We start from the raw sequence: 24,579 nt of genomic DNA, 5'->3' as shown, positions 1-24,579 counted from the left end.
TAAGGCATATAAAAAAAGGCGCGCCACCTGAGGGGTGGCGCGCCTTTTTGTGTAACGGCGAGGCTTAGCTGCCCGCCACCGTCATCCGCTCGATCAACACCGAACCGGTGCGAATGTTACTGCGCAGCTCCAGGTCATTACCCACGGCAACGATCTGCTTGAACATGTCGCGCATGTTGCCGGCGATGGTTACTTCCTGGACCGCGAACTGGATTTCGCCGTTCTCGACCCAGTAACCCGCCGCGCCACGGGAGTAATCGCCGGTCACCATGTTCAGGCCCTGGCCCATCAGTTCGGTCACCAGCAGGCCGCGGCCCATGCGACGCAGCAACGCAGCCTGGTCCTCATCACCGTGGGTGACGAACAGGTTGTGCACGCCGCCCGCGTTGGCGGTGCTCGGCATGCCAAGCTTGCGGCCGGAGTAGGTGCCGAGGATGTAGGACACCAGCTCGCCCTTTTCGACGAACGGTTTGGCGTAGGTTGCCAGGCCATCGCCGTCAAATGCCGCACTGCCCATGGCCCGCATCAGGTGCGGACGCTCGTCGATGGTCAGCCATTCCGGGAACAGCTTCTGCCCCAGGGTACCTTCGAGGAACGACGATTTGCGATACAGGCTGCCGCCGGAAATCGCCGACAGGAAACTGCCGAACAAACCACCGGCCAGCTCCGCGGAAAACAGCACCGGCACTTCGCAGGTCGGCACCGGACGCGCGCCCAGACGGCTCGCCGCGCGCTGGGCAGCACGTTGACCGATGCTCACCGGATCGGCCAGCAGGTTGCCCTGGCGGTTCACGTCGTACCAGTAATCGCGCTGCATCTGGCCATCGGCCTCGGCGATCATGACGCAGCTCAAGCTATGCCGGGTCGACGCATAACCGCCAACAAACCCGTGGCTATTGCCATAGACACGGCAGCCCTGATGGGTACTCAGGGTCGTACCATCGGCGTTCTTGATCCGGCTGTCAGCAGCAAAGGCTGCAGCTTCACAGGCCAGAGCCTGCTCGATCGCCTGTTCCGGGGTGATATCCCATTGGTGGAACAGGTCGAAGTCCTGCACGTCCTTGGCCATCAGCGCGGCATCCGCCAGGCCCGAGGCTTCGTCTTCCGAGGTGTGTTTGGCAATCGCCAGGGCAGCGGCAACGGTTTCGCGAATCGCCTCAGGGCCACTGGCCGAGGTGCTGGCCGAGCCCTTGCGCTGACCGACGTACAGCGTGATGCCAAAACCCTGGTCGCGATTGAATTCGACGGTTTCGACTTCACGCTGACGAACCGTGGTCGACAGGCCTTGTTCCAGCGACACCGCCACTTCACAGGCACTGGCGCCCTGGCGCTTGGCTTCAGCGATGATCTGCTCGACCTGTTCTTGCAGTGCCGGCAACGCTTGTGGGCCGACGCTCTCAACTGCACTCATGCTGTTCTCCACTCAAATTCTGCTTTCGGTAACGGTCATCGAGCGACCGGGCCGGACAAGCGGCCCCCGACTGGTTATCATGGCGGCGTTTCTTTGCGGACGGCCACCATGGTTGATTCTTACGACGACTCCCTCGATACGGGAGAAAAAAGCAAATCCCAGGTTAAACGCGAGCTGCATGCTCTGGTTGACCTCGGCGAGCGCCTTACAACGCTCAAGCCTGACTTGCTGGCAAAACTGCCATTGACCGACGCCATGCGTCGGGCCCTGGCCGATGCGCCCAAGCACACCGCGAACATCGCGCGTAAACGGCACCTTCAGTTCATCGGCAAGCTGATGCGCGATCAGGACACTGACGCGATTCTGGTCTTGCTCGATCAACTCGATGCCTCCACTCGCCAGTACAACGAACGCTTCCATAACCTGGAACGTTGGCGCGATCGCCTGATCGCCGGCGACGATGCCGTACTGGAAAAATTCGTCGTCGACTACCCGGACGCGGACCGCCAGCAATTGCGTTCCCTGATCCGTCAGGCCCAGCACGAGGTTGCGCAAAACAAGCCTCCTGCTTCCAGCCGTAAAATCTTCAAGTACATCCGTGAGCTGGACGAGACTCAACGCGGTCTGCGTTAAGCCATCGCAACTCCTGTAGGAGCTGCCGAAGGCTGCGATCTTTTGATCTTCTAAAAAGCAAAAGATCGCAGCCTTCGGCAGCTCCTACAGGGGATGTATCAATCCCTATGCGCCCGTGCCACCCACGGTGATCGCATCAATCTTCAGCGTTGGCTGGCCGACACCCACCGGCACCGATTGCCCATCCTTGCCACACGTCCCCACGCCGCTGTCCAGTGCCAGGTCGTTACCGACCATCGACACCTTGCTCATGGCTTCAGGGCCGTTGCCGATCAACGTCGCGCCTTTGACCGGGGCGGTGATCTTGCCGTCCTCGATCAGGTACGCCTCGCTGGTGGAGAACACGAACTTGCCGCTGGTGATGTCCACCTGGCCACCGCCGAGGTTGGCGCAGTAGATGCCGCGTTTCACCGAGGCGATGATTTCTTCCGGATCGCTTTCGCCGGCCAGCATGTAGGTGTTGGTCATGCGTGGCATCGGCAGGTGCGCGTAGGATTCGCGACGACCGTTACCGGTGCGGGCCACGCCCATCAGGCGGGCGTTGAGCTTGTCCTGCATGTAGCCTTTGAGTACGCCGTTTTCGATCAGCGTGGTGCACTCGGTCGGCGTCCCTTCGTCGTCGACGCTCAAGGAGCCGCGACGCCCGGCCAGGGTGCCGTCATCGACAATGGTGCACAGCTTGGACGCAACCATTTCGCCCATGCGCCCGCTGTAGGCCGAACTGCCTTTGCGGTTGAAGTCGCCTTCCAGGCCGTGGCCGACCGCTTCGTGCAGCAACACGCCCGACCAGCCCGAACCCAGCACCACCGGCAAGGTACCGGCCGGCGCCGGGATGGCTTCCAGGTTGACCAAGGCCTGGCGCAGCGCCTCACGGGCATAGCTCATGGCCCGGTCTTCAGCGAGGAAATAACGGTAGTCGGTACGCCCGCCACCGCCGTGGCCACCGCGCTCGCGGCGGCCGTTCTGCTCGACGATCACGCTGACGTTGAAGCGCACCAGCGGCCGTACATCCGCCGCCAGGCCGCCGTCGGTGGACGCCACAAGGATCCGCTCCCAGACACCGGCCATGCTCACGGTGACCTGCTGGATGCGCGGATCGAGGGCTCGGGTGGCCGCATCGATGCGCTTGAGCAGATCGACTTTCTCGGCACGGGTCAGCACTTCCAGAGGATTGTCCGGCCCGTACAACTGCGCCACGTCCTGGCTGGTAAACGCTTGCACGGTGCCATTCTGCCCGGCTCGGGAGATCGACCGGGCAGCACGGGCCGCCGCGCCCAGGGCTTCCAGGGTGATGGCGTTGCTGTAGGCAAAACCGGTCTTCTCACCGGATTGCGCGCGCACGCCAACCCCTTGGTCGAGGTTGAAGCTGCCTTCCTTGACGATGCCGTCTTCCAGCGCCCAGGACTCGGAAATCTGCCCCTGGAAATACAGGTCGGCGGCATCGATGCCCGGGCCGGCCAGGTCGCCAAGCACACCTTGCAGGCTTTCGATCGTTACGCCACCCGGTGCCAGGAGGTGTTCACTGACTGAGGACAACAACTCGCTCATATGCTTTACGCCTTAAATTCATCGTTCTGAGGCAGGTCGCTGGGCGCCCTGCGAGAAAAAGCGCCGGTGACTGGACACCGGCATCCGCGCCCGGATGGACGCCTGTTCGCTGCTATCGCGTTCGGCCAGCAGCACGGCCTCGCCTTGATCCTGTTGTGCCAGTACCCGCCCCCAGGGGTCGACAATGGCCGCGTGCCCCCAGGTTTCCCTGGGCCCCGGATGCGTTCCACCCTGGGCGGCCGCGAGCACATAACACTGGGTTTCGATGGCTCGCGCACGAATCAGCACCTCCCAATGCGCCGCGCCGGTCACCGCGGTAAACGCCGATGGCACGGTAATCAACTCCGCCCCGGCAGCGCGTAATTCGCTATACAGCTCCGGGAAGCGCAGGTCATAACAGACCGTCAGGCCGACTCGCCCCACCGGTGTGTCCGCAACCACCACGCCACTGCCATAAGCATAGTCATCGGATTCGCGATAACGGCCGCGATTGTCCGCCACGTCCACGTCAAACAGGTGCAGCTTGTCGTAGCGCGCCACCGTCTCGCCGTGATCATTTACCAACAACGAGCAGGCATGCACCTTGGCCGTCGGTTGATCCACCGGCGGCAGCGGCAAGGTACCGGCCACTATCCATAACTTGAGGTCGCGGGCCGTCTGTTTCAACCACGGCAGGATCGGGCCTTCGCCCAGCGCCTCGGCGCGACCGATGTCGGCGACGTCGCGCCGGCCCATGGCGGCGAAGTTTTCCGGCAACACGGCCAGTTTCGCACCGCCGGCGGCCGCCTGTTCCAGCAATTGGCGCGCCCGGGCCAGATTGGCCGGCACTTCGCTTTGGCTGACCATTTGAATTACCGCTACAGACATGGCCTTTTCCTGTTCGGATATCAACGCAGGGGGGGTACGGCCATGCTACTCCATAGGCCAGGGCAGTGGTTTCTCAAAAAGCCTTGTCGAAGGTGATTTTCGGTTCTTTCCACGGCCCCTTGACCGTGTATTTCACGCTGGCAAAACGCGACACACGGTCACCGATCAACTTGTCGATCAGGAACAGCGCCCCGCCGATGGCCGGCGCGCCGACGATCAGTGCGGCAATGGGCAGGTTGTTGGTCACCGGCAAGGTCACCATCAATTTGGCATCGATCTGATCGGCCACCATGTTCAGGGTACCGTTGAGCTCGATGGTGCTCGACGGGCCCGTCAGGCGGATAGGTTCGCGGGTCACGTACACACCGTTGGTCGCCACCAGCAGGCCCTTGACCCGGTCATAGCTCAGGCCTTTGCCGAACAGGTCGGAAAAGTCCAGGCGCAAGCGGCGGCCAATCGAGTTGAAGTTGAGCAGGCCAAACACCCGCAACGCCTGGGCACTGCCTTCAACCTCGACAAACTGGCCTTCATTGAGCGATGCATCGAGGGTGCCGGAGAAGCGCTTGGTGGCCAGCCATGCCGGCGAGCCGGGCCAGCGGCCGTCGACATCCATGTGGAATTCCTGGCTGGTGACGCTCGGCGCAAAGCCCCAGCCCTTGAGCACATCCGCAAGATTCTTGCCGCTGATCCGCCCCTTGTACCAGCTGGTGCTGGCGCCCGGCGCACCTTCCCAGCCGCCGCTGCCTTGCAGGAGGATGCCCTTGAGGCCCATGTCCAGCGAGTTGAGCGCTATACCCTTGGCCGTCGGACGCACTTTCAGCGACCAGGCACCGACCAGGTCGTTGCCCTGGTACAGCTGGTTGATGGTGATATCCAGCGCCGGGATCTTTTTCGGGTCCACCGAGGCCAGGGGGTCCGGCGAGTTTTCATCGGCCAGCACCGTCGGGTCAGGTGCCGGCAGCCGCACGGTCTGCAGGTTGATCACCATCGGCGCGGCCTTGGCATCGGGGAGGCTGGCGTTGCCCTTGACCTGCTGGCTGTCGAGCTGCAAGGCCCAGGCGGACGGTTTGCGTGTCAGCTGCACCGCTGCCTGGTCCAACGTGGTGCCGAAAGCGCGGAGCTTGCCGACCTTGACGTCCAATCCACTGAGCAACTGCTTGGCATTACCGCCTGGGTCTTGCCCGGCATACTTGTTCATCAGGTCCTGCCACGGGCCGATATCCAGCTCCGACAGCGTGCCACGAATGCGCAGGCCCATTGTGTCGGGCAACACGGCATTGCCATTGCCGAGGAACAACTCGCCACGGCCGTTGGCAAAGTTGCTGGCCGGTGCAGCAAACGTGAAGTTCGCCAGTTCACCGTAGTTCACCCAGTAGCGCCGCTCCTCGCCTTGCAGGGTCATGCGGAATGAGGTGTCGCGCCCGGCATCCGGCGCCAGGCCAAAGGGCGCCGGCAGATCGACGGCCACACCCCTGAGATTGGAATTGACCAGCAACTGGCTATCGGCGCCATTGAGGGTCAGTTGCAATTGATAGGGGATCACGCCGCTCACCGGCAACGGCTGGGTCACGCTCAGCCAGTCCGTGAGTTTCTTCACTTCGACCTGCCCGGAAGCGGTGACCCGGGTGTTGAGCTTGCCCTCGCGACCCTCGGCGAAAATTTGCGCAGTCACCGGCTTGTCGAAGGCGCGCGCGCTGATGTTCTGCCCACTCAAGCCTTTGCTGCTGTCAAACCGGAAGTCACCTTTGAGCTGAGTCAGCTCAAGGGGCGGCTCGGGCAGTTTCAGGCGGGCCTTGGCCGTCTTGAAGTCGACCAGGATCTTCGGCTGCTCGCCCTTGGCCAGCGGAATATCCAGCTTGAGCTTGCCTTGCAGGTCGCCTTCGCCTTCCCAGCCAGCGAACGTTTCGGCCGTGCCAATCGGCGCTTCCTTGAGAATTTTCAGGCCATCGCCCAGCCCGCCAGCGAACGCGCCATCGAGAAACAGATGACTGTTCTGCCCGTCAGGCACGTGGGGAATATTGACGTAGATGTCGCGGACCTTGGTGTCGAGCAACTGCCCCTGGCTGGCCAGAACCCGCACGCCGCTGTCTTCTACGAACACATCACCGGTGACCTTGCTGACATGCGGCCAGCCAGGCTGAAACGCCAGTTCGGCATCGTGGACCTTGAAAAACAGGCTGATGCTGCGGGCCGTTTCCGCCGCGCCATGGTTCAACGAGCCCTGGTACTGGAAGAAACCCTCGTCCACCGCACCTTTGAGAATCGCCGTACGCAGCCATTCGTCCAGCGCCGGGCTGAGAACGGTCGGCAGGTATTTCGCGGTGTAGCGACCGTCGCCCTCCACCATGCCGACCCGCAGGTCCATGTAGTCTTCCTTCGTGTCATCGAAGAACAGGCGGATCAGGAAATCGCCGGCAATCTTGCCCTCTTCGCCCAACACCTTCAGGTACGGCGCGATCAGGGTGAAACTTTCCTTGTCGAGCTTCCAGGTCAAGGTGGCGTTGGCCTGGATGTATTGCCATGGCTTGGCGAAAATCGGGTCCAGGTGCAGCATGAAATCCTTGCTGTCCATGCGCAACTCGCCATGGCCAAGGTCCCCGCTGATGCTGCCCGAGACATTACGCGCCGCCGGCGCGCCGTGATACGCGTCAAAGCCGACCCGATCAAGGTTGGCCGCGAAGCTGAACCGGCTGTCGTCTGTGGCATTGGGTTTCACGTCGATCAGCACGTTGCGCAGTCCACCGGTGACCTTGAGCCCTTCGACCACCTTGGCAACACCTTCCGGCAAGGGCGCCAGGGCATTGAGCAGCGGTGTGAGCGGCGTCAGGTCGAGACGGTCGGCTTGCAGGTGCCAGAGATTCTGGGTGCTGTCCGCGGCCGTGGTCTGCTTCAATTGCAGGCGTGACTCCCAACGCGTTTCTGCAAGGTTCATGGCCAGGGAATCTACCGTGACCAGCATGCCCTCGGCGCTGCGCTGGAAATAACCGTTAAGCGCCAGGTTATTGATCTGGATCGGCTTGCGCTCGGCATAGGCACCCTTGAGTTGCGGGGCATTCAAACGGATGGCGGCACTTTGCAGGGCGCCCTTGCCCCAGGTAACCCACAGCTCGCCACCGGCCTTGATCTCAGAGAAATTCCAATTCTGGGTCAGGGTTTCCGGCAACCATTTCGCCCAGTCGCTTTGCGGCAGGCTCGCATAGGCTTCCACCTCGCCGTCCTTCCACTCGCTGGCGCGAATGCGGCTACGCAAACTCATGGCCATCGGCTGGCCATCGGGCAGGGTCAAGCGGGCATCGAGGCGCTGGCGGTAGGCGCCGGTTTTGAGACTCAAGCCGACGTACGTCAGGGTCAGCGGCGATTCCCCCCACGGCTGCAAAGTGACCTGGCTGTCGAGCACCGACAGCTGCTGGATCATTTGCATGCGATTGAGCAACTGCTCCGGGTCGAGGGGCTGATCGTCCTTTACCGGCAAACCTTCCAGCGCCCACTTGCCATCATCGCCTTGCTTGAGGCTGATCTTCAGGCCATTGAGTTCCAGATTGGCGATGCGCACATCGCGAGCCAGCAGACTGGCCCACAGGTCCGGGATCGCCCGCACCTGCTCCAGGTGCAAGGCGTTGGCACCCTCGCCCACCGTCACGTCGTGAGCGGACAAAACAGGCGCGAAGCCGCTCCAACTGCCTTTCAACTCACCGATTTGCAGGGGCATGCCCAAGGCTTCGCTGGCCTTGGTTTCGACTTCGGCACGGTACTCGGCTACCAACGGCGCCAGTTCCCGGCCAAGGCTGACGTACAACGCCATCAACACCAAAACCAACGCGCACAGGCCCAGACCCCAGCGGGTCAGTGCGGCCAATATGCGTGTCAGACGCTCCATGTCAGTTGGCTCCCATGGCAAAAGTCTTGCAGAAAGCTGAGGCCAGCCGTTCAGGAAAATTCAAGACGCAGCAGTTCAGAGCAGCACGACGTCGTATTGTTCCTGGGAATACATGGTTTCGACCTGGAACCTGATGGTGCGCCCGATGAACACCTCAAGTTCGGCGACGTTGCCCGACTCTTCATCGAGCAGGCGGTCGACGACTCTCTGGTTCGCTAATACACGATAGCCTTCCGCCTGATAGGCGCGAGCCTCACGGAGGATTTCGCGGAAGATTTCATAGCAAATGGTTTCCGGCGTTTTCAGCTTGCCGCGCCCCTGGCAACTCGTGCACGGCTCGCACAGGACCTGCTCGAGGCTTTCGCGGGTGCGCTTGCGGGTCATCTGCACCAGGCCCAACTCGGTGATGCCGATGATGTTGGTCTTGGCGTGGTCACGCTCCAGTTGCTTCTCCAGCGTGCGCAGCACCTGGCGCTGGTGCTCTTCGTCTTCCATGTCGATGAAGTCGATGATGATGATGCCACCCAGGTTACGCAGCCTCAGCTGGCGTGCAATGGCGGTCGCCGCTTCGAGGTTGGTCTTGAAGATGGTTTCTTCAAGGTTGCGATGCCCGACGAACGCCCCGGTGTTGACGTCGATGGTGCTCATGGCTTCCGCCGGGTCGACCACCAGGTATCCGCCGGACTTCAGCGGGACTTTGCGCTCAAGGGCCTTCTGGATTTCATCTTCGACGCCGTACAGGTCGAAAATCGGTCGCTCGCCCGGATAATGTTCCAGGCGATCGGCGATCTCCGGCATCAGTTCGGCGACGAACTGCGTGGTTTTCTGGAAGGTTTCCCGGGAATCGATGCGAATTTTCTCGATCTTCGGGCTCACCAGGTCCCGCAGCGTGCGTAGCGCCAGGCCAAGGTCTTCGTAAATAACGCTGGGGGCACTGATGGTCTTGATTTGCTCGCTGATCTGGTCCCACAACCGGCGCAGATAGCGGATGTCCATGAGGATCTCATCGGCGCCGGCGCCCTCGGCCGCCGTGCGCAGGATGAAACCGCCGGCTTCCTTGATGCCTTCCTTCGCCACGCAATCGGTCACCACTTGCTTGAGGCGATCACGTTCGGCTTCGTCTTCGATCTTCAGCGAAATACCGACGTGGGCGGTGCGCGGCATGTACACCAGGTAACGCGAAGGGATCGACAGCTGCGTCGTCAGGCGCGCGCCTTTGGAGCCGATCGGGTCCTTGGTGACTTGCACCACCAGGCTCTGGCCTTCGTGCACCAGCGCACTGATGCTCTCGACCGCCGGCCCTTCACGCAGGGAGATTTCCGACGCATGAATGAACGCGGCGCGGTCCAGGCCGATATCGACAAACGCCGCCTGCATGCCCGGCAATACCCGCACCACCTTGCCCTTGTAGATGTTGCCGACGATCCCGCGCTTTTGCGTGCGCTCGACATGAACTTCTTGCAGGACACCGTTTTCGACCACCGCCACGCGCGATTCCATCGGCGTGATGTTGATCAGGATCTCTTCACTCATGGCAGGGTCTCGTTCAGGCATGTTCACGATAATGGCCGGATACAACGCTTAGCGCGCGTTATGGGGTTGCCAACAGGGTATGCCGAAATGGCCGAGCAGTTCCGCGGTTTCGCACAACGGCAGTCCAACCACCGCCGAGTAACTTCCAGTGAGCCCGGCGACAAACACCGCGCCCAGTCCTTGAATACCGTATCCACCGGCCTTGTCCCGGGGTTCGCCACTGGCCCAGTAGGCGGTCGCTTCATCAGGGCTGATAGCCCGAAAGCGGACCTGGCTGATGACCACCCGAGACTCACAGCGCTCGCCGTCGAGCAGCGCAATCGCGGTCAGGACCTGATGCTCGCGCCCGGACAACATCTTCAGCATGGCGCACGCGTCGGCTTCATCAACTGGTTTGCCAAGAATTTTTCCGTCGAGCACCACGGCGGTGTCGGCACCGAGCACGCAGCACGAGGCTGCAGGCGAGATCGCGCCGCGTCCGGCCTCGGCCTTGCCGCGCGCCAGGCGCTCGACATAGGCCGACGGGCTTTCATGGGTCAAAGGGGTTTCATCGATGTCCGCACTGACGGCGGTGAATGGCACGCCGATCTGCGTGAGCAACTCACGCCGACGCGGTGAGCCAGAGGCGAGGTACAGCTGTTTCATCAAGACCTCTCCCTGTCTGAATGCCGAGGCGAATTAATTGATTTTGTAGCGTCGACGCAATCCGCGCAAACCGAAGCTGATCCAGGGCCAGAGCAACGCGCTGACCAGTGCCGGCAATACCAGCGCCAGGGTCGGTTGACGGTTGCCGGTCAGGGCGCTGAGCCAGAGTTGTACCAGCTGGGCCAGGCCGAAGATCACCAGGATCACCAGGCTCTGTTGCCACATCGGGAACATGCGCAGGCGTTGTTGCAGCGCCAGCACCAGGTAGGTGATGAGCGTCAGGATCAACGCATTCTGGCCCAGCAGCGTGCCGTACAGCACATCCTCCGCCAGGCCCAGGCACCACGCGGTGACCATCCCGACTTTCTGCGGCAGCGCCAGCGCCCAGAACGCCAGCAGCAAGGCCAGCCACAGGGGTCGCAGGATCTCCATGAATTGCGGCAGCGGCGATACGCTGAGCAACATGCCGACGGCGAATGTCAGCCAGACGATCCAGCCGTTTCGGGAAGCAGTAACACCAACCATTATTCTCGTCCCCTGGTGGTAGCCGGCGCGGAGACAGGCGGTTTGGCCGCAGGCTTGGCGGCGGCGGGTTGCGCCGCCGGTGGCTTGGCGGGTGCAGTCGCGGCGGCAGGCTTGGCCGGGGTGGTGGCAGCAGTCGGGGCGGCTGGAGCAGCGGGAGCGGCAACAGCCGCCGGAACAATCGCCGGCCTCGGCACAGTCGCCGGAATGATCGGCCCACCACCCTGCGCATCCAGGCTTTCCTGGGCCTGGGCAGCGTCGTTGGCGCGCTCTTCGGCGGTGCGGGTGTCGCTGAACACCAGCAGCAGGTAACGGCTGCGGTTCAAGGCGGCAGTCGGTACGGCGCGAACGATGGCGAACGGCTGGCCGGAATCGTGGATCACTTCCTTGACCGTCGCCACCGGGTAACCGGCCGGGAAACGCTGGCCGAGGCCGGAGCTGACCAGCAGGTCGCCTTCCTTGATATCGGCGGTATCGGCCACATGACGCAGCTCCAGGCGCTCCGGGTTGCCAGTGCCGCTGGCAATGGCGCGCAGGCCGTTGCGGTTGACCTGCACCGGAATACTGTGGGTGGAATCGGTCAGCAGCAGGACCCGGGACGTGTAGGGCATCAACTCGACCACCTGGCCCATCAGGCCACGGGCATCGAGTACCGGCTGACCGAGCACCACGCCGTCGCGCTCACCCTTGTTGATGATGATGCGATGGGTGAACGGGTTGGGGTCCATGCCGATCAGTTCGGCCACTTCGACCTTTTCGTTGACCAGTGCCGAAGAGTTGAGCAACTCGCGCAGCCGAACGTTCTGCTCGGTGAGGGAGGCAAGTTTTTGCATGCGCCCCTGCAACAGCAGGTTTTCGCTCTTGAGTTTTTCGTTTTCGGCGACGAGCTCGGTGCGGCTGCCAAACTGGCTGGCCACACCCTGCCATAGCCGCTGCGGCAGGTCGGTGATCCAGTAAGACTGCATCAGCACCAGCGACATCTGGCTACGCACTGGCTTGAACAGTGTGAAGCGGGCATCGACCACCATCAGCGCGACCGACAGCACGACCAGCACCAACAAGCGCACGCCCAGTGAGGGACCCTTGGTGAAAAGCGGTTTAATAAGCCGCTCCTCCCAGGCAAATGTTCTCTTTATTCATACGGCATCAAACCGGCCTGGATGCAGACGACAGAAGATAAACGCGAACAGGCAGCACTGCAAAGTGCCGCCTGCGCGCTCAACAGCATAGAGGCGATCCGGCATTTATTCGCTGGAGAGCAGGTCCATGGTGTGTTTATCCATCATTTCCAATGCACGGCCACCGCCGCGAGCAACGCAGGTCAACGGGTCTTCGGCGACGATCACCGGCAGGCCGGTTTCCTGGGCCAGCAACTTGTCGAGGTCACGCAGCAAGGCGCCACCACCGGTCAGCACCAGGCCACGCTCGGCGATGTCGGAGGCCAGTTCCGGCGGCGATTGCTCCAGGGCGCTTTTCACGGCCTGGACGATGGTCGCCAGCGACTCTTGCAGCGCTTCGAGCACTTCGTTGGAGTTCAGGGTGAATGCCCGTGGAACGCCTTCGGCCAGGTTGCGGCCACGAACGTCGACTTCGCGAACTTCGCCGCCCGGGTAGGCGGTACCGATTTCCTGCTTGATGCGCTCGGCCGTCGATTCACCGATCAGGCTGCCGTAGTTGCGGCGCACGTAGGTGATGATCGCTTCGTCGAAGCGGTCGCCGCCAACGCGTACGGATTCGGCATAGACCACACCGTTCAGGGAGATCAGCGCGATTTCGGTGGTACCACCACCGATATCCACGACCATCGAACCGCGGGCTTCTTCAACCGGCAGGCCGGCACCGATCGCGGCAGCCATCGGCTCTTCGATCAGGAATACTTCACGGGCACCGGCACCGAGTGCCGATTCACGGATGGCGCGACGCTCAACCTGGGTGGATTTGCACGGAACGCAGATCAACACACGAGGGCTGGGCTGCAGGAAGCTGTTTTCATGAACCTTGTTGATAAAGTACTGCAGCATCTTTTCGCAGACGCTGAAGTCGGCGATCACGCCGTCTTTCATCGGACGAATGGCAGCAATGTTGCCCGGCGTACGGCCCAACATGCGCTTCGCTTCGGTGCCGACAGCAACGACACTTTTCTGGTTACCGTGCGTCCGAATGGCCACAACCGATGGCTCATTCAGGACGATACCGCGCTCACGCACGTAAATAAGGGTGTTGGCAGTGCCCAGGTCAATGGAAAGATCGCTGGAAAACATGCCACGCAGTTTCTTGAACATGGGAAAGGGACCCTAGGCAACGCGTGGGTAAAAAAGTGCGGCAAACTCTAACAACGACAGGGATTTTGGGCAAGGCGCCAATATGTTAAATTGACCGCTTTTATGTGCACCAAACCCCACAATCGCGGCCATATGACCGTAGAAGTGCGGTAGTGTTCCGACAATCTAACACACGGACGCCGTCCGTTTTGTTTTCCACTGGAGAATCCCAATGGCGCTTGAACGCTCCGACGTGGAAAAAATCGCTCATCTGGCCTGTCTGGGCCTCAATGATGCCGATCTTCCACACATCACTTCGGCCCTCAACAGCATTCTCGGGCTGGTCGACGAAATGCAGGCAGTCGATACCGACGGTATCGAACCGCTGGCCCACCCTCTGGAAGCCAGCCAGCGCCTGCGTGCGGACGTCGTGACCGAGACCAATCACCGCGAGGCCTACCAGTCCATCGCACCAGCGGTCGAAAACGGCCTGTACCTGGTTCCGAAAGTCATCGACTAAAGGGAAAGAGCCTGCAATGCATCAATTGACTCTGGCCGAGATCGCCCGCGGACTCGCCGATAAAAAGTTTTCCTCCGAAGAGCTGACCAAACTCCTGCTGGCGCGCATCGCCCAGCTCGACCCGCAGCTCAACAGTTTCATCAGCCTCACCGAAGACCTGGCGCTCACGCAGGCGAAAGCCGCTGACGCACGCCGGGCCAACGGTGAGAGCGGCGCCCTGCTCGGCGCGCCGATCGCCCACAAGGACCTGTTCTGCACCCAGGGCATCCGCACCAGCTGTGGCTCGAAGATGCTCGACAACTTCAAGGCGCCGTACGACGCCACCGTTGTCGCCAAGCTGGCCGCTGCCGGGGCCGTGACCCTGGGCAAGACCAACATGGACGAATTCGCCATGGGTTCGGCCAACGAGTCGAGCTACTACGGCGCGGTGAAAAACCCGTGGAACCTGGAACACGTGCCCGGCGGTTCGTCCGGTGGCTCGGCCGCTGCGGTGGCCGCTCGTCTGTTGCCAGCCGCTACCGGTACCGACACCGGTGGCTCCATTCGTCAGCCCGCTGCGCTGACCAACCTGACGGGCCTGAAACCGACGTACGGTCGTGTTTCGCGCTGGGGCATGATCGCTTACGCCTCCAGCCTCGATCAGGGCGGTCCGTTGGCGCGCACGGCCGAAGACTGCGCAATATTGTTGCAAGGTATGGCCGGCTTCGATCCGAACGACTCCACCAGCATCGACGAGCCCGTGCCGGACTACAGCGCCAGCCTCAACGGTTCGCTGCAAGGCCTGCGCATCGGCGTGCCTAAAGAGTATTTCAGCGCCGGTCTCGACCCGCGCATCGCCGAGCTGATCCACAACAGCGTCAAGGAGCTGGAAAAGCTCGGTGCCGTGGTCAAGGAAATCAGCCTGCCGAACATGCAGCACGCGATCCCTGCGTACTACGTGATCGCCCCGGCGGAAGCCTCGTCCAACCTGTCGCGTTTCGACGGCGTGCGTTTCGGCTACCGCTGCGAAAACCCGGTCAACCTGATCGACCTGTACAAGCGCTCCCGTGGCGAAGGCTTCGGCCCGGAAGTGCAGCGCCGGATCATGGTCGGTGCCTACGCGCTGTCCGCCGGTTACTACGACGCCTACTACCTGAAGGCGCAGAAGATCCGTCGCCTGATCAAGAACGACTTCATGGCCGCCTTCAACGAGGTCGACATCATCCTCGGCCCAACCACGCCGAACCCGGCCTGGAAGCTCGGCGCCAAGAACAGTGATCCGGTCGCTGCCTACCTGGAAGACGTCTACACCATCACCGCCAACCTCGCCGGCCTGCCAGGCCTGTCGATGCCGGCCGGTTTTGTCGACGGCCTGCCGGTCGGCGTGCAACTGCTCGCTCCGTATTTCCAGGAAGGTCGCCTGTTGAACGTTGCCCACCAGTATCAGTTGAACACTGACTGGCACACCCGCACCCCAACCGGCTTCTGAGGAGACACACATGCAATGGGAAGTCGTGATCGGGCTGGAGATTCACACCCAGCTCACCACCCGGTCGAAAATCTTTTCCGGTAGTTCCACCACCTTCGGTTCCGAGCCGAACACCCAGGCCAGCCTGATCGACCTGGGCATGCCCGGCGTGTTGCCGGTGCTGAACCAGGAAGCGGTGCGCATGGCGGTGATGTTCGGTCTGGCGATTGACGCCGAGATCGGCCAGCACAACGTGTTCGCCCGCAAAAACTACTTCTACCCTGACCTGCCCAAGGGCTACCAGATCAGCCAGATGGAACTGCCGATCGTCGGCAAGGGCCACCTGGACATCGCCCTTGAGGACGGCACGGTCAAACGCGTCGGCATCACCCGCGCGCACCTGGAAGAAGACGCCGGCAAGAGCCTGCACGAAGAATTCAGCGGCGCCAGCGGCATCGACCTGAACCGTGCCGGCACTCCGCTGCTGGAAATCGTTTCCGAGCCGGACATGCGCAGCGCCAAGGAAGCCGTGGCCTACGTCAAGGCGATCCACGCACTGGTGCGCTACCTGGGCATCTGCGACGGCAACATGGCCGAAGGCTCGCTGCGTTGCGACTGCAACGTGTCGATCCGCCCGAAAGGCCAGGTCGAGTTCGGTACCCGCTGCGAGATCAAGAACGTCAACTCGTTCCGTTTCATCGAGAAGGCGATCAACAGCGAAATCCAGCGTCAGATCGAGCTGATCGAAGACGGCGGCAAGGTGATCCAGCAGACTCGCCTGTACGACCCGAACAAGGACGAGACCCGTCCGATGCGCAGCAAAGAGGAAGCCAACGACTACCGTTACTTCCCCGATCCGGACTTGTTGCCGGTGGTCATCGAAAACACCTTCCTCGATGACGTGCGCGCCACCCTGCCGGAATTGCCACCGCAGAAACGCGAGCGTTTCCAGGAGCAGTTCGGCCTGTCGGTGTACGACGCCAGCGTGCTGGCCACCAGCCGCGAGCAGGCCGACTACTTCGAGAAGGTCGCGAGCATCGGCGGCGACGCCAAGCTGGCGGCCAACTGGGTGATGGTCGAGTTGGGCAGCCTGCTCAACAAGCAAGGCCTGGACATCGATCAGTCGCCGGTTTCCGCCGAGCAACTGGGCGGCATGTTGCAGCGCATCAAGGACAACACCATCTCCGGCAAGATCGCCAAGGTGGTGTTCGAAGCCATGGCCAACGGCGAAGGCAGCGCGGACGAGATCATCGACAAGCGCGGCTTGAAGCAAGTGACCGACACCGGCGCCATTTCGGCGGTGCTGGACGAAATGCTCGCGGCCAACGCCGAGCAGGTCGAGCAATACCGCGCGGCGGACGAAGCCAAGCGCGGCAAGATGTTCGGCTTCTTCGTCGGCCAGGCCATGAAAGCCTCCAAAGGCAAGGCCAACCCGCAACAGGTGAACGAATTGCTTAAAAGCAAGCTCGAAGGCTGATGCAAATGGAGCCAGCCTTCAAATCTGGCTCCACTCCTTGTGGGAGCCAGCCTGCTGGCGATAGCGGTCTGACATTCAACTTATCCGTGTCTGACACTCCGCAATCGCCAGCAGGCTGGCTCCCACATTTGTTTTTGGGAAACCTTCAATGAATCGTCTGCTCAGCCTTTGCGCCCTCCTGTCTCTACTCGCCGGTTGCGCCAGCAACGACGTTGTCGACCCCCACGGCTACGACAAAACCGGCGTTGCCTCGTACTACGGCGCCAAACACCAAGGCAAACGCACCGCCAGTGGCGAGCGTTTCAACAAGAATTCCCTGACCGCCGCCCATCGCCAGCTACCCTTCGGTACACGGGTGAAGGTCACCAACCTGAACAACGACAGATCCTGCGTGGTACGCATCAACGACCGTGGCCCGCATACCCGTGGCCGCCTGATCGACCTGTCCCATGAAGCCGCCGAGCGCCTGGGCATGCTCAAGAGCGGCACCGCGCGGGTTCGCGTGCAAGCCCTCGACTGACCGACGGAGCCCCGACCATTTTCGGACTAGCCGATTTACCCCTGATCAGCGTGATCGAATTGCTCAGCGGGCTGGTGCTGCTGATTGCCGGCGCCGAACTGATGGTGCGCGCTGCGGTGCGCCTGGCGGCACGCCTGCATGTACGCCCGCTGATCATCGGCCTGACCATCGTCGCCCTTGGCAGCAGCGCACCGCAGATGGCGGTCAGCCTGCAAGCCACCCTGGCACATAACGCCGACATTGCCGTCGGCAGCGTGATCGGCAGCAGCATCTTCAACATCCTCGTGACCCTCGGGCTCTCCGCCCTGATCATACCGTTGCGGGTTTCCCGGCAACTGGTGCGCCTGGACATCCCGCTGATGATCGGCGCCAGCCTGCTGGTGTTCTTCCTGGCGTGGAATGAAGAGCTGACCCGTACCGACGGCGTCATGCTGCTGGTGGCACTGTTGTTGTACCTGGCCTTGTTGCTGCGCCAGTCGCGACATTCGGTGCGCCCGGTGTCGACTCATGGCCATACAGGGGAAGCGCCATGGTTCACCAGCCTGCTGATGATCGTCGCCGGCCTTGCGATGCTGGTGTACGCCGGGCATCTGCTGCTGGGTGCGGCGGTCGCGGTCGCCACCGACCTGGGGCTGTCGGAGCGGATCATCGGCCTGACCATCGTCGCCGTCGGCACCTCACTCCCGGAGCTGGCCACTTCCCTGATCGCCGCCTTGCGCGGTGAACGGGAAATTGCCGTGGGCAACGTGATCGGCAGCAATCTGTTCAACCTCCTGGGCGTGCTTGGCTTGACGGCGCTGATCGCGCCGTCGCCCTTGTCGGTATCGCCTAACGCGCTGGAATTCGACCTGCCGGTGATGCTCGGCGTCGCGGCGTTGTGCCTGCCGGTATTTTATTCCGGTTACCGGGTGACCCGCGCCGAAGGCCTGCTGTTTCTGGGCCTGTACCTGGCCTACGGCCTGCACGTGGTGTCGTTCACCACCGGCATGCCGCTGGCCGGCAAGCTTGAACACCTGATGCTGTTTTTTGTCCTGCCGCCACTGTTGGCGTTCCTGTTGTTCACGTCACTGCGCGCCTGGCGTCGCCAACACCACAAGAGGGAATTGCCATGACCGAGAATAAAAAATCCGGCGTCGAAGTACGTCGCCAAGTGATGGGCGACAGCTTCGTCGACCGCGCCCTGGGCAACGCCACCGAGTTCACCCAGCCGCTGCAGGACTTCGTCAACGAACATGCCTGGGGCGGGGTGTGGAATCGCGAAGGCCTGCCGTTGAAAACCCGCAGCCTGATCACCCTGGCCGCGTTGACCGCGCTGAAGTGCCCGCAGGAATTGAAAGGTCATGTGCGCGGCGCGCTGAACAACGGCTGCACCGTGGAGGAGATTCGCGAGGCACTGCTGCACTGCGCGGTGTATGCCGGCGTGCCGGCGGCCATCGATGCGTTTCGCGCGGCGCAGGAAGTGATCGAGCAATATCAGTAACCCCCCCTACCTGTTAAAACCTCGTTCGAGGGGACGGTGATTGATTTCGCCGTCCCGTCGAATGCATTCGACCGCCAGAACTCCAAGCCTACTTATATAAGTCACTTTCCATTACATATATCCAGAAAAACAACACCTACAAAATAACTTCCAATATCGATGACACGAAGACAATATTTTCCCGCGGCAAAAAAATTTCGCGATAACAATCATAAAATAAATTGAAACAAGCGAGACTAGTCCAATGCGATCCACACTTCGTGTCATTTTACCAAACATGTTATTAACTCTTGGATTGGCAAGCTTCACGGCACAAGCCGAAACGCTGGTCGACAAATGCTCTTCCCCCAACGACTTCAGCGAAATACTGAACTGCTATAAAAATCAGGAAGCCTCCAAACCATTACTCTACGTAGCAAAAGGCACCCAGGTCTTTCCTGGCGTAGAGAAGCGCAGCTTTGACCTGTCATCTCAACAGTGGTCGCCTGAAGGACTGGTCAGCCCGGAACAATGGAAACATAGTGTCGACATTTATATCCCACACAATGCCCTTCATGGACAGGCACTACTGGTGGCGAACAACGGAACCAACATACCCGCCGGCAACAAGGCTAAATCTGAACCTACAGATTTCACTCAAGCCATGGCCCTGGAAGTTGCACGCCAAACCAATACAATCGTCATCTCGCTCAGCAACATCCCCAATCAATATCTCACTTACGCCGATGACGGAGTTCCCCGCACAGAAGACTCAAGCGTCGCCCATAGTTGGAAATTATTTCTCGAAAGTCCTGAAACGCGCCCTTACATGTCTGCTCATGTTCCGATGATGGCGTCTCTGGTCAAGGCGATGGACCTTGCCCAGAAAGAACTGAAGCCATGGAACGTTGAACGATTTATTGCCAGTGGAGTGTCGAAACGCGCCTGGGCAGCCTGGCTGGCCGCTATTGCCGATGAGCGCGTCAACGCCGTCGTGCCATTTGTCATTGATGGACTCGGCACAGCCAAAGTGTTCGAACATACCTTTCAAACCTATGGCAAAAACTGGCCGCTGGCCTTCTATGACTATTACAGCGAAGGGGTGCTCCGTCTGCGCCACACCGAAAACTTCGAGAAACTGCTGAAAATCGTCGACCCCCTGGCTTATCTGGACAGTGCCTATGCCGAGCGATTGGCCATTGCGAAATACATCGTCAACGCCAGCAGTGACGACTTTTTCACCCCTGACAATTCGGATATCTATTTCGATCGACTGCCTGGGCCGAAGAGCCTGCGGGTTGCCCCCAATTCCAGCCACAACGGCATCCGGCAATTCGTTGAAAGCTCACTGATTCCTGTGGTCAACCGGTGGCAGCAAGATCGCCCGTTACCCTCCGTGACGACAAGCGCAACAACCCATGGAACGGGCAAAGCCGTTTCGCTGCACTTTACCGAGGCGCCGGTTCAGGTGACTCAATGGACGGCCGTGAACCCGACGGCGCGAGACTTCCGGGATGCTTGCGGAGTTCGTTATCAGCCACGGCATGTCACCCCTTCCACCCCATTGCATGCACAGGTACAGATAGAAACACCCGAACAGGGCTGGACAGCAACATTTGTCGAGGCGACCTTCGCCGATGGTTTTGTCGTCACCACACCGGTACAGGTCCTGCCTGATCGCTACCCGACCGCAGCACCTCCAGAGACCGGGCCACTGTGCAAAACCCTGCCCGAGATGGCCAGCCGCTAGATCCACCCACCCCACTGCAACAAAAAGATCCCGATGTTGGTGGTCACCGCCGCCATCAGCGTGGTGATCACGATGATCGCCGCCGCCAGTTCATGATTGCCATTGGCTGCCCGGGCCATGACAAAACTGGCGGCGGCGGTCGGGCTGCCGAAGTACAGGAACAGAATGCCCAGCTCCGCACCACGAAAACCCCAGAGCCACGCGCCGAGCGTCGCCAGGATCGGCAGGCCGAGCATTTTCACCAGGCTTGAACTGAGCGCCATAGAGCCGCTTTTGCGCATGGCCGCCAGCGACAGCGTGCCGCCAATGCAGATCAACGCCAGCGGCAAGGTGGTTTGTGCCAGGTACTGGCCGGAGGTCTCCAGCCAGCCCGGCAGGCTGATCTTGAAATAGGCAAAGGGCGCCGCGGCAATTACGCTGATGATCAGCGGATTGACCATCACGCTTTTGCAGATGCTCCACGGATCGGACTTGATCACCGGGCTGTAGACCGCCAGCACGATGGTCGACAGCGTGTTGTAGAACAGGATCACCAGCGCCGCCAGGATCGCCCCCAGGGAAATCCCGTAGTCGCCATACATGCTCGCGGCCAGTGCCAGGCCGATCACGCCGTTATTACCGCGAAACGCACCCTGGGTATAAATCCCCCGGTCTTCGCGCGGGCACCTGAAGATCGCCCAGCCCCAGGCAATGGCGAAGCACACCAAGGTGGCGAGGGAGAAGTAGATCAGCAGTGCCGGTTGCAACGCGGCATGCAGATCGGCATGCAGGATGCCCAGGAACAGCAGCGCCGGCATGGTGACGTTGAACACCAGGGACGAGGCGGTATGGATGAAGTTGTCGTTGATCCAGTCGATGCGCTTGAGCAACACCCCGAGAAACAGCATGGCGAACACCGGTGCGGTGATGTTCAGGGTTTCGAGGAAAATTGCCAGCATGCCGGTGGGAACCTAGATGGTGTCGTTAGTTGGCTAATGATAAGCCACCAGGGACAATGGCGTCTGGTAGATCGCTATCGCCAGCAGGCTGGCTCCCACAGGGGATCTTCTTTGTTGCACAAAATGTGCAATCACCGAAGATCACTGTGGGAGCCAGCCTGCTGGCGATGAACGATAACGCGGTATCAGGTAATCGGCGCCGGGTTGAACAAGGTGATGTCGTTATGCAGCTTGTGCTTTTCAGCCCAGGTCTGCTGTTTGCCGCTGGCCACATCCAGGTAGTAGTGGAACAACTCCCAGCCAAGCTCCTCAATGGACGCGCGCCCGGTGGCAATGCGCCCGGCGTCGATGTCGATCAGGTCCGGCCAGCGCTGCGCCAGTTCGGTCCGGGTCGACACTTTCACCACCGGTGCCATGGCCAGTCCATAAGGCGTACCGCGCCCCGTGGTGAACACATGCAGGTTCATCCCCGCCGCCAGTTGCAACGTACCGCAGACAAAGTCACTGGCCGGGGTCGCGCAGAAGATCAGGCCTTTTTCCTTGAACCGCTCGCCAGGGCCGAGAACACCCGTGATAGCACTGCTGCCGGACTTGACGATCGAGCCCAGGGACTTCTCGACAATGTTCGACAACCCGCCCTTCTTGTTACCCGGCGTGGTGTTGGCGCTGCGGTCCGCCTCACCCTTGGCCAGATAACGGTCGTACCAATCCATTTCCCGCACCAGCTCCTGCGCGACGCCCTCGGTTTTCGCGCGGGAGGTCAGCAGGTAGATCGCGTCGCGCACTTCGGTCACTTCGGAGAACATCACCGTCGCACCGGCACGCAGCAACAGGTCCGAGGCATAACCCAGGGCCGGGTTGGCGGTGATCCCGGAAAACGCATCACTGCCGCCACACTGCATGCCGAGGATCAGCTCCGACGCCGGCACGGTTTCCCGGCGGCGCTGGTCGAGCTTCTTCAGGCGGGCTTCAGCCAGTTCCATGATCTGCTCGATCATCTCGGTAAAACCGTGGCTGGAATCCTGCAGGCGATACAGCCACGGCTCACTCAAGTTCACCGAGGCATCGTCCTCGTGCATCACCTGCCCGGCCTGCAATTTCTCGCAGCCCAGGCTGATCACCAGGGCTTCGCCGCCCAGGTTCGGGTTGCGCGCCAGGTTGCGCACGGTGCGGATCGGGATGTACGCGTCGGTGGCGGTGATTGCCACCCCACAGCCGTAGCTGTGGGTCAGCGCCACCACGTCATCGACGTGCGGGTACTTGGGCAGCAACTCGTCCTTGATGCGCTTGACCGCATGATCCAGCACACCCGTCACGCACTGCACCGTGGTGGTGATACCCAGGATGTTGCGCGTGCCGACCGTACCGTCGGCGTTGCGATAACCCTCGAACGTATAACCTTCCAGCGGTGCCTGCGCGGCCGGCACTTCGGTGGACAGCGGCAGGCTGTCCAGCGGCGGCGCAGTCGGCATGCGCAGTTGATCTTCCTTGACCCAACTGCCACGGGGAATCGGCTGCAGGGCGTAGCCGATGACCTGGCCGTAGCGAATCACCTGGCCACCCTCGGGAATGTCTTCAAGGGTGACCTTGTGGCTCTGTGGCACGAAGTCCACGGTGACCAGGCCATCCGGGAACTCGGTACCGGCCGGTACACCCTGGTCATTGACCACGATCACCACGTTGTCCCGCTCGTGCAGGCGGATGTAACGCGGCGAGTCGGAATGTTCAATCAACTGCATGACGCCGCTCCTCAGGAATGCGCTTGAGACAATTTACCGGATGCTTCAGGACCGTTTACCGGCGGCTCCTTGAGCACCACTCGCTTGATCGGACCGACGATGACCAGATAGCTGAACACCGCGACCAGTGCGTTGCAACCGACAAACACCAACGCCCACTTGAACGAACCGGTGGAGCTGATGATGTAACCGATGACGATTGGCGTGGTGATCGAGGCCAGGTTACCGAAGGTGTTGAACAGGCCACCGCTCAAACCGGCGATCTGCTTCGGAGAAGTATCGGACACCACGGCCCAACCCAATGCACCCACGCCTTTGCCGAAGAACGCCAGGGCCATGAAGCCCACGACCATCCATTCAACGTCCACGTAGTTGCAGGCGACGATGCTGCTGGACACCAGCAGGCCGGCGATGATCGGCGCCTTGCGGGCGAAGGTCAGGGAATGGCCCTTGCGCAGCAGATAGTCGGAAATCACCCCGCCGAGCACACCGCCGATGAAGCCGCAGATCGCCGGCAATGAGGCGATGAAACCAGCCTTGAGGATGGTCATGCCGCGCTCCTGCACCAGGTACACCGGGAACCAGGTCAGGAAGAAGTAGGTGATGCCGTTGATGCAGTATTGGCCCAGGTACACGCCGAGCATCATGCGGTTGGTCAGCAGCTGACGGATGTAGTCCCACTTCGGACCATCGCCCTTTTTGCCTTTGCCTTTGTCCTGGTCCATGTCGACCATGCCGCCGTTGTCGGCGATGTGCTTGAACTCGGCGTCATTGATCATCGGGTGCTGGCGTGGGCTGTAGATCACTTTCAGCCAGATGCCCGAAAAGATGATGCCGATCACGCCCATTACGATGAACACGTGCTGCCAGCCGAAGCTGTAGACGATCCAGCCCATCAGTGGCGCGAACAACACGGTGGCGAAGTATTGCGCCGAGTTGAAGATTGCCGAAGCGGTGCCGCGTTCAGCCGTCGGGAACCAGGCCGCGACGATGCGTGCGTTGCCGGGGAAGGATGGCGCTTCGGCCAGGCCCACCAGGAAGCGCAGCATGAACAGCGCGACCACCGCCGTGGACATGCCGAACTCGCCGACATAACCCTGCAACACGGTGAACAGCGACCAGGTGAAGATGCTCAGTGCATAGATTTTTTTCGAACCGAAACGGTCCAGCAGCCAGCCACCGGGAATTTGCCCGGCCACGTAGGCCCAACCGAATGCGGAGAAGATGTAGCCGAGGGTGACTGCGTCGATGCCGAGATCTTTCTGCAGGCTGGAGCCGGCGATGGCGATGGTGGCGCGGTCGGCGTAGTTGATCGTGGTCACCAGAAACAGCATGAGCAGGATCAGATAGCGGACGTGAGTCGGCTTCTTGGTCGATTGCATGTAGATGTACTCCCACTGATTATTTTTATGCGGGGTGAATCTTTGGTTCA

General features: G+C 61.2%; 20 protein-coding genes. 8 read left to right on the top strand and 12 right to left on the bottom strand.

The window, feature by feature from the left end:
- Positions 1-64 precede the first annotated feature (64 nt).
- The gene (gene pmbA / locus SOP95_RS00700; protein ID WP_046820559.1) at positions 65-1,411 is read right to left on the bottom strand and encodes a metalloprotease PmbA; all 1,347 of its coding nucleotides are present in this window, start codon (positions 1,409-1,411) and stop codon (positions 65-67) included.
- Positions 1,412-1,519: 108 nt separating this feature from the next.
- Between pmbA and yjgA the strand changes: the two genes are divergently transcribed.
- Positions 1,520-2,044 (top strand): ribosome biogenesis factor YjgA, encoded by a 525-nt coding sequence (yjgA, locus tag SOP95_RS00695; protein WP_034148278.1) that lies wholly within the window; start codon positions 1,520-1,522, stop codon positions 2,042-2,044.
- Between the two features lie 105 nt (positions 2,045-2,149).
- On the opposite strand, the gene tldD is transcribed toward yjgA, so the two are convergent.
- The 8 genes from tldD to mreB form a co-directional block, all read right to left on the bottom strand.
- Entirely contained in the window at positions 2,150-3,592 is a 1,443-nt protein-coding gene (gene tldD / locus SOP95_RS00690; protein ID WP_274074018.1) for a metalloprotease TldD, read from the bottom strand.
- Positions 3,593-3,610: 18 nt separating this feature from the next.
- The gene (locus SOP95_RS00685; RefSeq protein ID WP_323605543.1) at positions 3,611-4,459 is read right to left on the bottom strand and encodes a carbon-nitrogen hydrolase family protein; all 849 of its coding nucleotides are present in this window, start codon (positions 4,457-4,459) and stop codon (positions 3,611-3,613) included.
- Positions 4,460-4,532: 73 nt separating this feature from the next.
- Positions 4,533-8,336, bottom strand: a complete 3,804-nt coding sequence (locus SOP95_RS00680; RefSeq protein ID WP_323605541.1) for a YhdP family protein — start codon at positions 8,334-8,336, stop codon at positions 4,533-4,535.
- A gap of 75 nt (positions 8,337-8,411) precedes the next feature.
- Positions 8,412-9,869 carry a ribonuclease G gene (rng, locus tag SOP95_RS00675; RefSeq protein ID WP_020796631.1) on the bottom strand — a complete coding sequence of 486 codons (1,458 nt, stop codon included), beginning with the start codon at positions 9,867-9,869 and terminating at the stop codon, positions 8,412-8,414.
- 48 nt (positions 9,870-9,917) lie between these two features.
- Complete coding sequence (locus SOP95_RS00670; RefSeq protein WP_274074020.1) at positions 9,918-10,514, bottom strand: Maf family protein; 597 nt, start codon at positions 10,512-10,514, stop codon at positions 9,918-9,920.
- A gap of 33 nt (positions 10,515-10,547) precedes the next feature.
- Complete coding sequence (gene mreD / locus SOP95_RS00665; protein WP_323605540.1) at positions 10,548-11,039, bottom strand: rod shape-determining protein MreD; 492 nt, start codon at positions 11,037-11,039, stop codon at positions 10,548-10,550.
- Positions 11,039-12,139 carry a rod shape-determining protein MreC gene (mreC, locus tag SOP95_RS00660; protein ID WP_323605737.1) on the bottom strand — a complete coding sequence of 367 codons (1,101 nt, stop codon included), beginning with the start codon at positions 12,137-12,139 and terminating at the stop codon, positions 11,039-11,041. Before mreC ends, mreD begins: the two co-directional genes overlap by 1 nt.
- Before the next feature lie 141 nt (positions 12,140-12,280).
- Positions 12,281-13,318, bottom strand: a complete 1,038-nt coding sequence (gene mreB, locus SOP95_RS00655; RefSeq protein WP_002555108.1) for a rod shape-determining protein MreB — start codon at positions 13,316-13,318, stop codon at positions 12,281-12,283.
- 211 nt (positions 13,319-13,529) lie between these two features.
- Here mreB and gatC point away from each other — a divergent pair, with 211 nt between their 5' ends.
- From gatC to SOP95_RS00620, 7 genes are all read left to right on the top strand, one after another.
- Positions 13,530-13,817 carry an Asp-tRNA(Asn)/Glu-tRNA(Gln) amidotransferase subunit GatC gene (gene gatC, locus SOP95_RS00650; RefSeq protein ID WP_003221657.1) on the top strand — a complete coding sequence of 96 codons (288 nt, stop codon included), beginning with the start codon at positions 13,530-13,532 and terminating at the stop codon, positions 13,815-13,817.
- 16 nt (positions 13,818-13,833) lie between these two features.
- Positions 13,834-15,285, top strand: coding sequence for an Asp-tRNA(Asn)/Glu-tRNA(Gln) amidotransferase subunit GatA (gene gatA / locus SOP95_RS00645; protein WP_323605538.1), 1,452 nt, complete (start codon positions 13,834-13,836; stop codon positions 15,283-15,285).
- Between the two features lie 10 nt (positions 15,286-15,295).
- Positions 15,296-16,741: an Asp-tRNA(Asn)/Glu-tRNA(Gln) amidotransferase subunit GatB gene (gene gatB, locus SOP95_RS00640; protein WP_274074023.1), complete on the top strand. Its 1,446-nt coding sequence runs from the start codon at positions 15,296-15,298 to the stop codon at positions 16,739-16,741.
- A 148-nt stretch (positions 16,742-16,889) separates the two neighbouring features.
- Complete coding sequence (locus SOP95_RS00635) at positions 16,890-17,261, top strand: septal ring lytic transglycosylase RlpA family protein (RefSeq protein ID WP_323605535.1); 372 nt, start codon at positions 16,890-16,892, stop codon at positions 17,259-17,261.
- 50 nt (positions 17,262-17,311) lie between these two features.
- Complete coding sequence (locus SOP95_RS00630) at positions 17,312-18,373, top strand: calcium/sodium antiporter (RefSeq protein ID WP_323605533.1); 1,062 nt, start codon at positions 17,312-17,314, stop codon at positions 18,371-18,373.
- On the top strand, positions 18,370-18,741 hold the full coding sequence (locus tag SOP95_RS00625; protein ID WP_274074026.1) for a carboxymuconolactone decarboxylase family protein: 372 nt from the start codon (positions 18,370-18,372) through the stop codon (positions 18,739-18,741). Before SOP95_RS00630 ends, SOP95_RS00625 begins: the two co-directional genes overlap by 4 nt.
- Before the next feature lie 244 nt (positions 18,742-18,985).
- Complete coding sequence (locus tag SOP95_RS00620; RefSeq protein ID WP_323605531.1) at positions 18,986-20,470, top strand: PhoPQ-activated pathogenicity-related family protein; 1,485 nt, start codon at positions 18,986-18,988, stop codon at positions 20,468-20,470.
- Here the strand turns inward: SOP95_RS00620 and SOP95_RS00615 are convergent.
- The 3 genes from SOP95_RS00615 to SOP95_RS00605 form a co-directional block, all read right to left on the bottom strand.
- Positions 20,467-21,408: an AEC family transporter gene (locus SOP95_RS00615; protein ID WP_323605529.1), complete on the bottom strand. Its 942-nt coding sequence runs from the start codon at positions 21,406-21,408 to the stop codon at positions 20,467-20,469. The genes SOP95_RS00620 and SOP95_RS00615 overlap by 4 nt on opposite strands.
- Positions 21,409-21,593: 185 nt before the next feature.
- Positions 21,594-23,147, bottom strand: a complete 1,554-nt coding sequence (garD, locus tag SOP95_RS00610; RefSeq protein WP_323605527.1) for a galactarate dehydratase — start codon at positions 23,145-23,147, stop codon at positions 21,594-21,596.
- A gap of 11 nt (positions 23,148-23,158) precedes the next feature.
- A complete protein-coding gene (locus tag SOP95_RS00605; RefSeq protein WP_323605525.1) occupies positions 23,159-24,529 on the bottom strand; it encodes an MFS transporter in 1,371 nt (456 codons plus the stop codon).
- Positions 24,530-24,579: the final 50 nt, after the last annotated feature.

Origin of the sequence: Pseudomonas sp. YuFO8, from assembly GCF_035065025.1 — a bacterium.
GTDB classification, from domain to species: domain Bacteria; phylum Pseudomonadota; class Gammaproteobacteria; order Pseudomonadales; family Pseudomonadaceae; genus Aquipseudomonas; species Aquipseudomonas putida_AE.
The sequence above is the reverse complement of the archived record's forward strand: the minus strand, read 5'-3'. Positions and strand labels throughout refer to the sequence as shown.

Excerpts from the sequence above, each read along its gene's own strand:
- gatC (WP_003221657.1), top strand. The coding sequence starts at position 13,530 with ATGGCGCTTGAACGCTCCGACGTGGAAAAAATCGCTCATCTGGCCTGT.
- SOP95_RS00615 (WP_323605529.1), bottom strand. The coding sequence starts at position 21,408 with ATGCTGGCAATTTTCCTCGAAACCCTGAACATCACCGCACCGGTGTTC.
- SOP95_RS00620 (WP_323605531.1), top strand. The coding sequence starts at position 18,986 with ATGCGATCCACACTTCGTGTCATTTTACCAAACATGTTATTAACTCTT.
- SOP95_RS00680 (WP_323605541.1), bottom strand. The coding sequence starts at position 8,336 with ATGGAGCGTCTGACACGCATATTGGCCGCACTGACCCGCTGGGGTCTG.
- SOP95_RS00685 (WP_323605543.1), bottom strand. The coding sequence starts at position 4,459 with ATGTCTGTAGCGGTAATTCAAATGGTCAGCCAAAGCGAAGTGCCGGCC.
- mreB (WP_002555108.1), bottom strand. The coding sequence starts at position 13,318 with ATGTTCAAGAAACTGCGTGGCATGTTTTCCAGCGATCTTTCCATTGAC.
- SOP95_RS00605 (WP_323605525.1), bottom strand. The coding sequence starts at position 24,529 with ATGCAATCGACCAAGAAGCCGACTCACGTCCGCTATCTGATCCTGCTC.
- gatA (WP_323605538.1), top strand. The coding sequence starts at position 13,834 with ATGCATCAATTGACTCTGGCCGAGATCGCCCGCGGACTCGCCGATAAA.
- gatB (WP_274074023.1), top strand. The coding sequence starts at position 15,296 with ATGCAATGGGAAGTCGTGATCGGGCTGGAGATTCACACCCAGCTCACC.
- SOP95_RS00670 (WP_274074020.1), bottom strand. The coding sequence starts at position 10,514 with ATGAAACAGCTGTACCTCGCCTCTGGCTCACCGCGTCGGCGTGAGTTG.
- SOP95_RS00625 (WP_274074026.1), top strand. The coding sequence starts at position 18,370 with ATGACCGAGAATAAAAAATCCGGCGTCGAAGTACGTCGCCAAGTGATG.
- rng (WP_020796631.1), bottom strand. The coding sequence starts at position 9,869 with ATGAGTGAAGAGATCCTGATCAACATCACGCCGATGGAATCGCGCGTG.
- pmbA (WP_046820559.1), bottom strand. The coding sequence starts at position 1,411 with ATGAGTGCAGTTGAGAGCGTCGGCCCACAAGCGTTGCCGGCACTGCAA.
- yjgA (WP_034148278.1), top strand. The coding sequence starts at position 1,520 with ATGGTTGATTCTTACGACGACTCCCTCGATACGGGAGAAAAAAGCAAA.
- tldD (WP_274074018.1), bottom strand. The coding sequence starts at position 3,592 with ATGAGCGAGTTGTTGTCCTCAGTCAGTGAACACCTCCTGGCACCGGGT.
- mreD (WP_323605540.1), bottom strand. The coding sequence starts at position 11,039 with ATGGTTGGTGTTACTGCTTCCCGAAACGGCTGGATCGTCTGGCTGACA.
- SOP95_RS00635 (WP_323605535.1), top strand. The coding sequence starts at position 16,890 with ATGAATCGTCTGCTCAGCCTTTGCGCCCTCCTGTCTCTACTCGCCGGT.
- garD (WP_323605527.1), bottom strand. The coding sequence starts at position 23,147 with ATGCAGTTGATTGAACATTCCGACTCGCCGCGTTACATCCGCCTGCAC.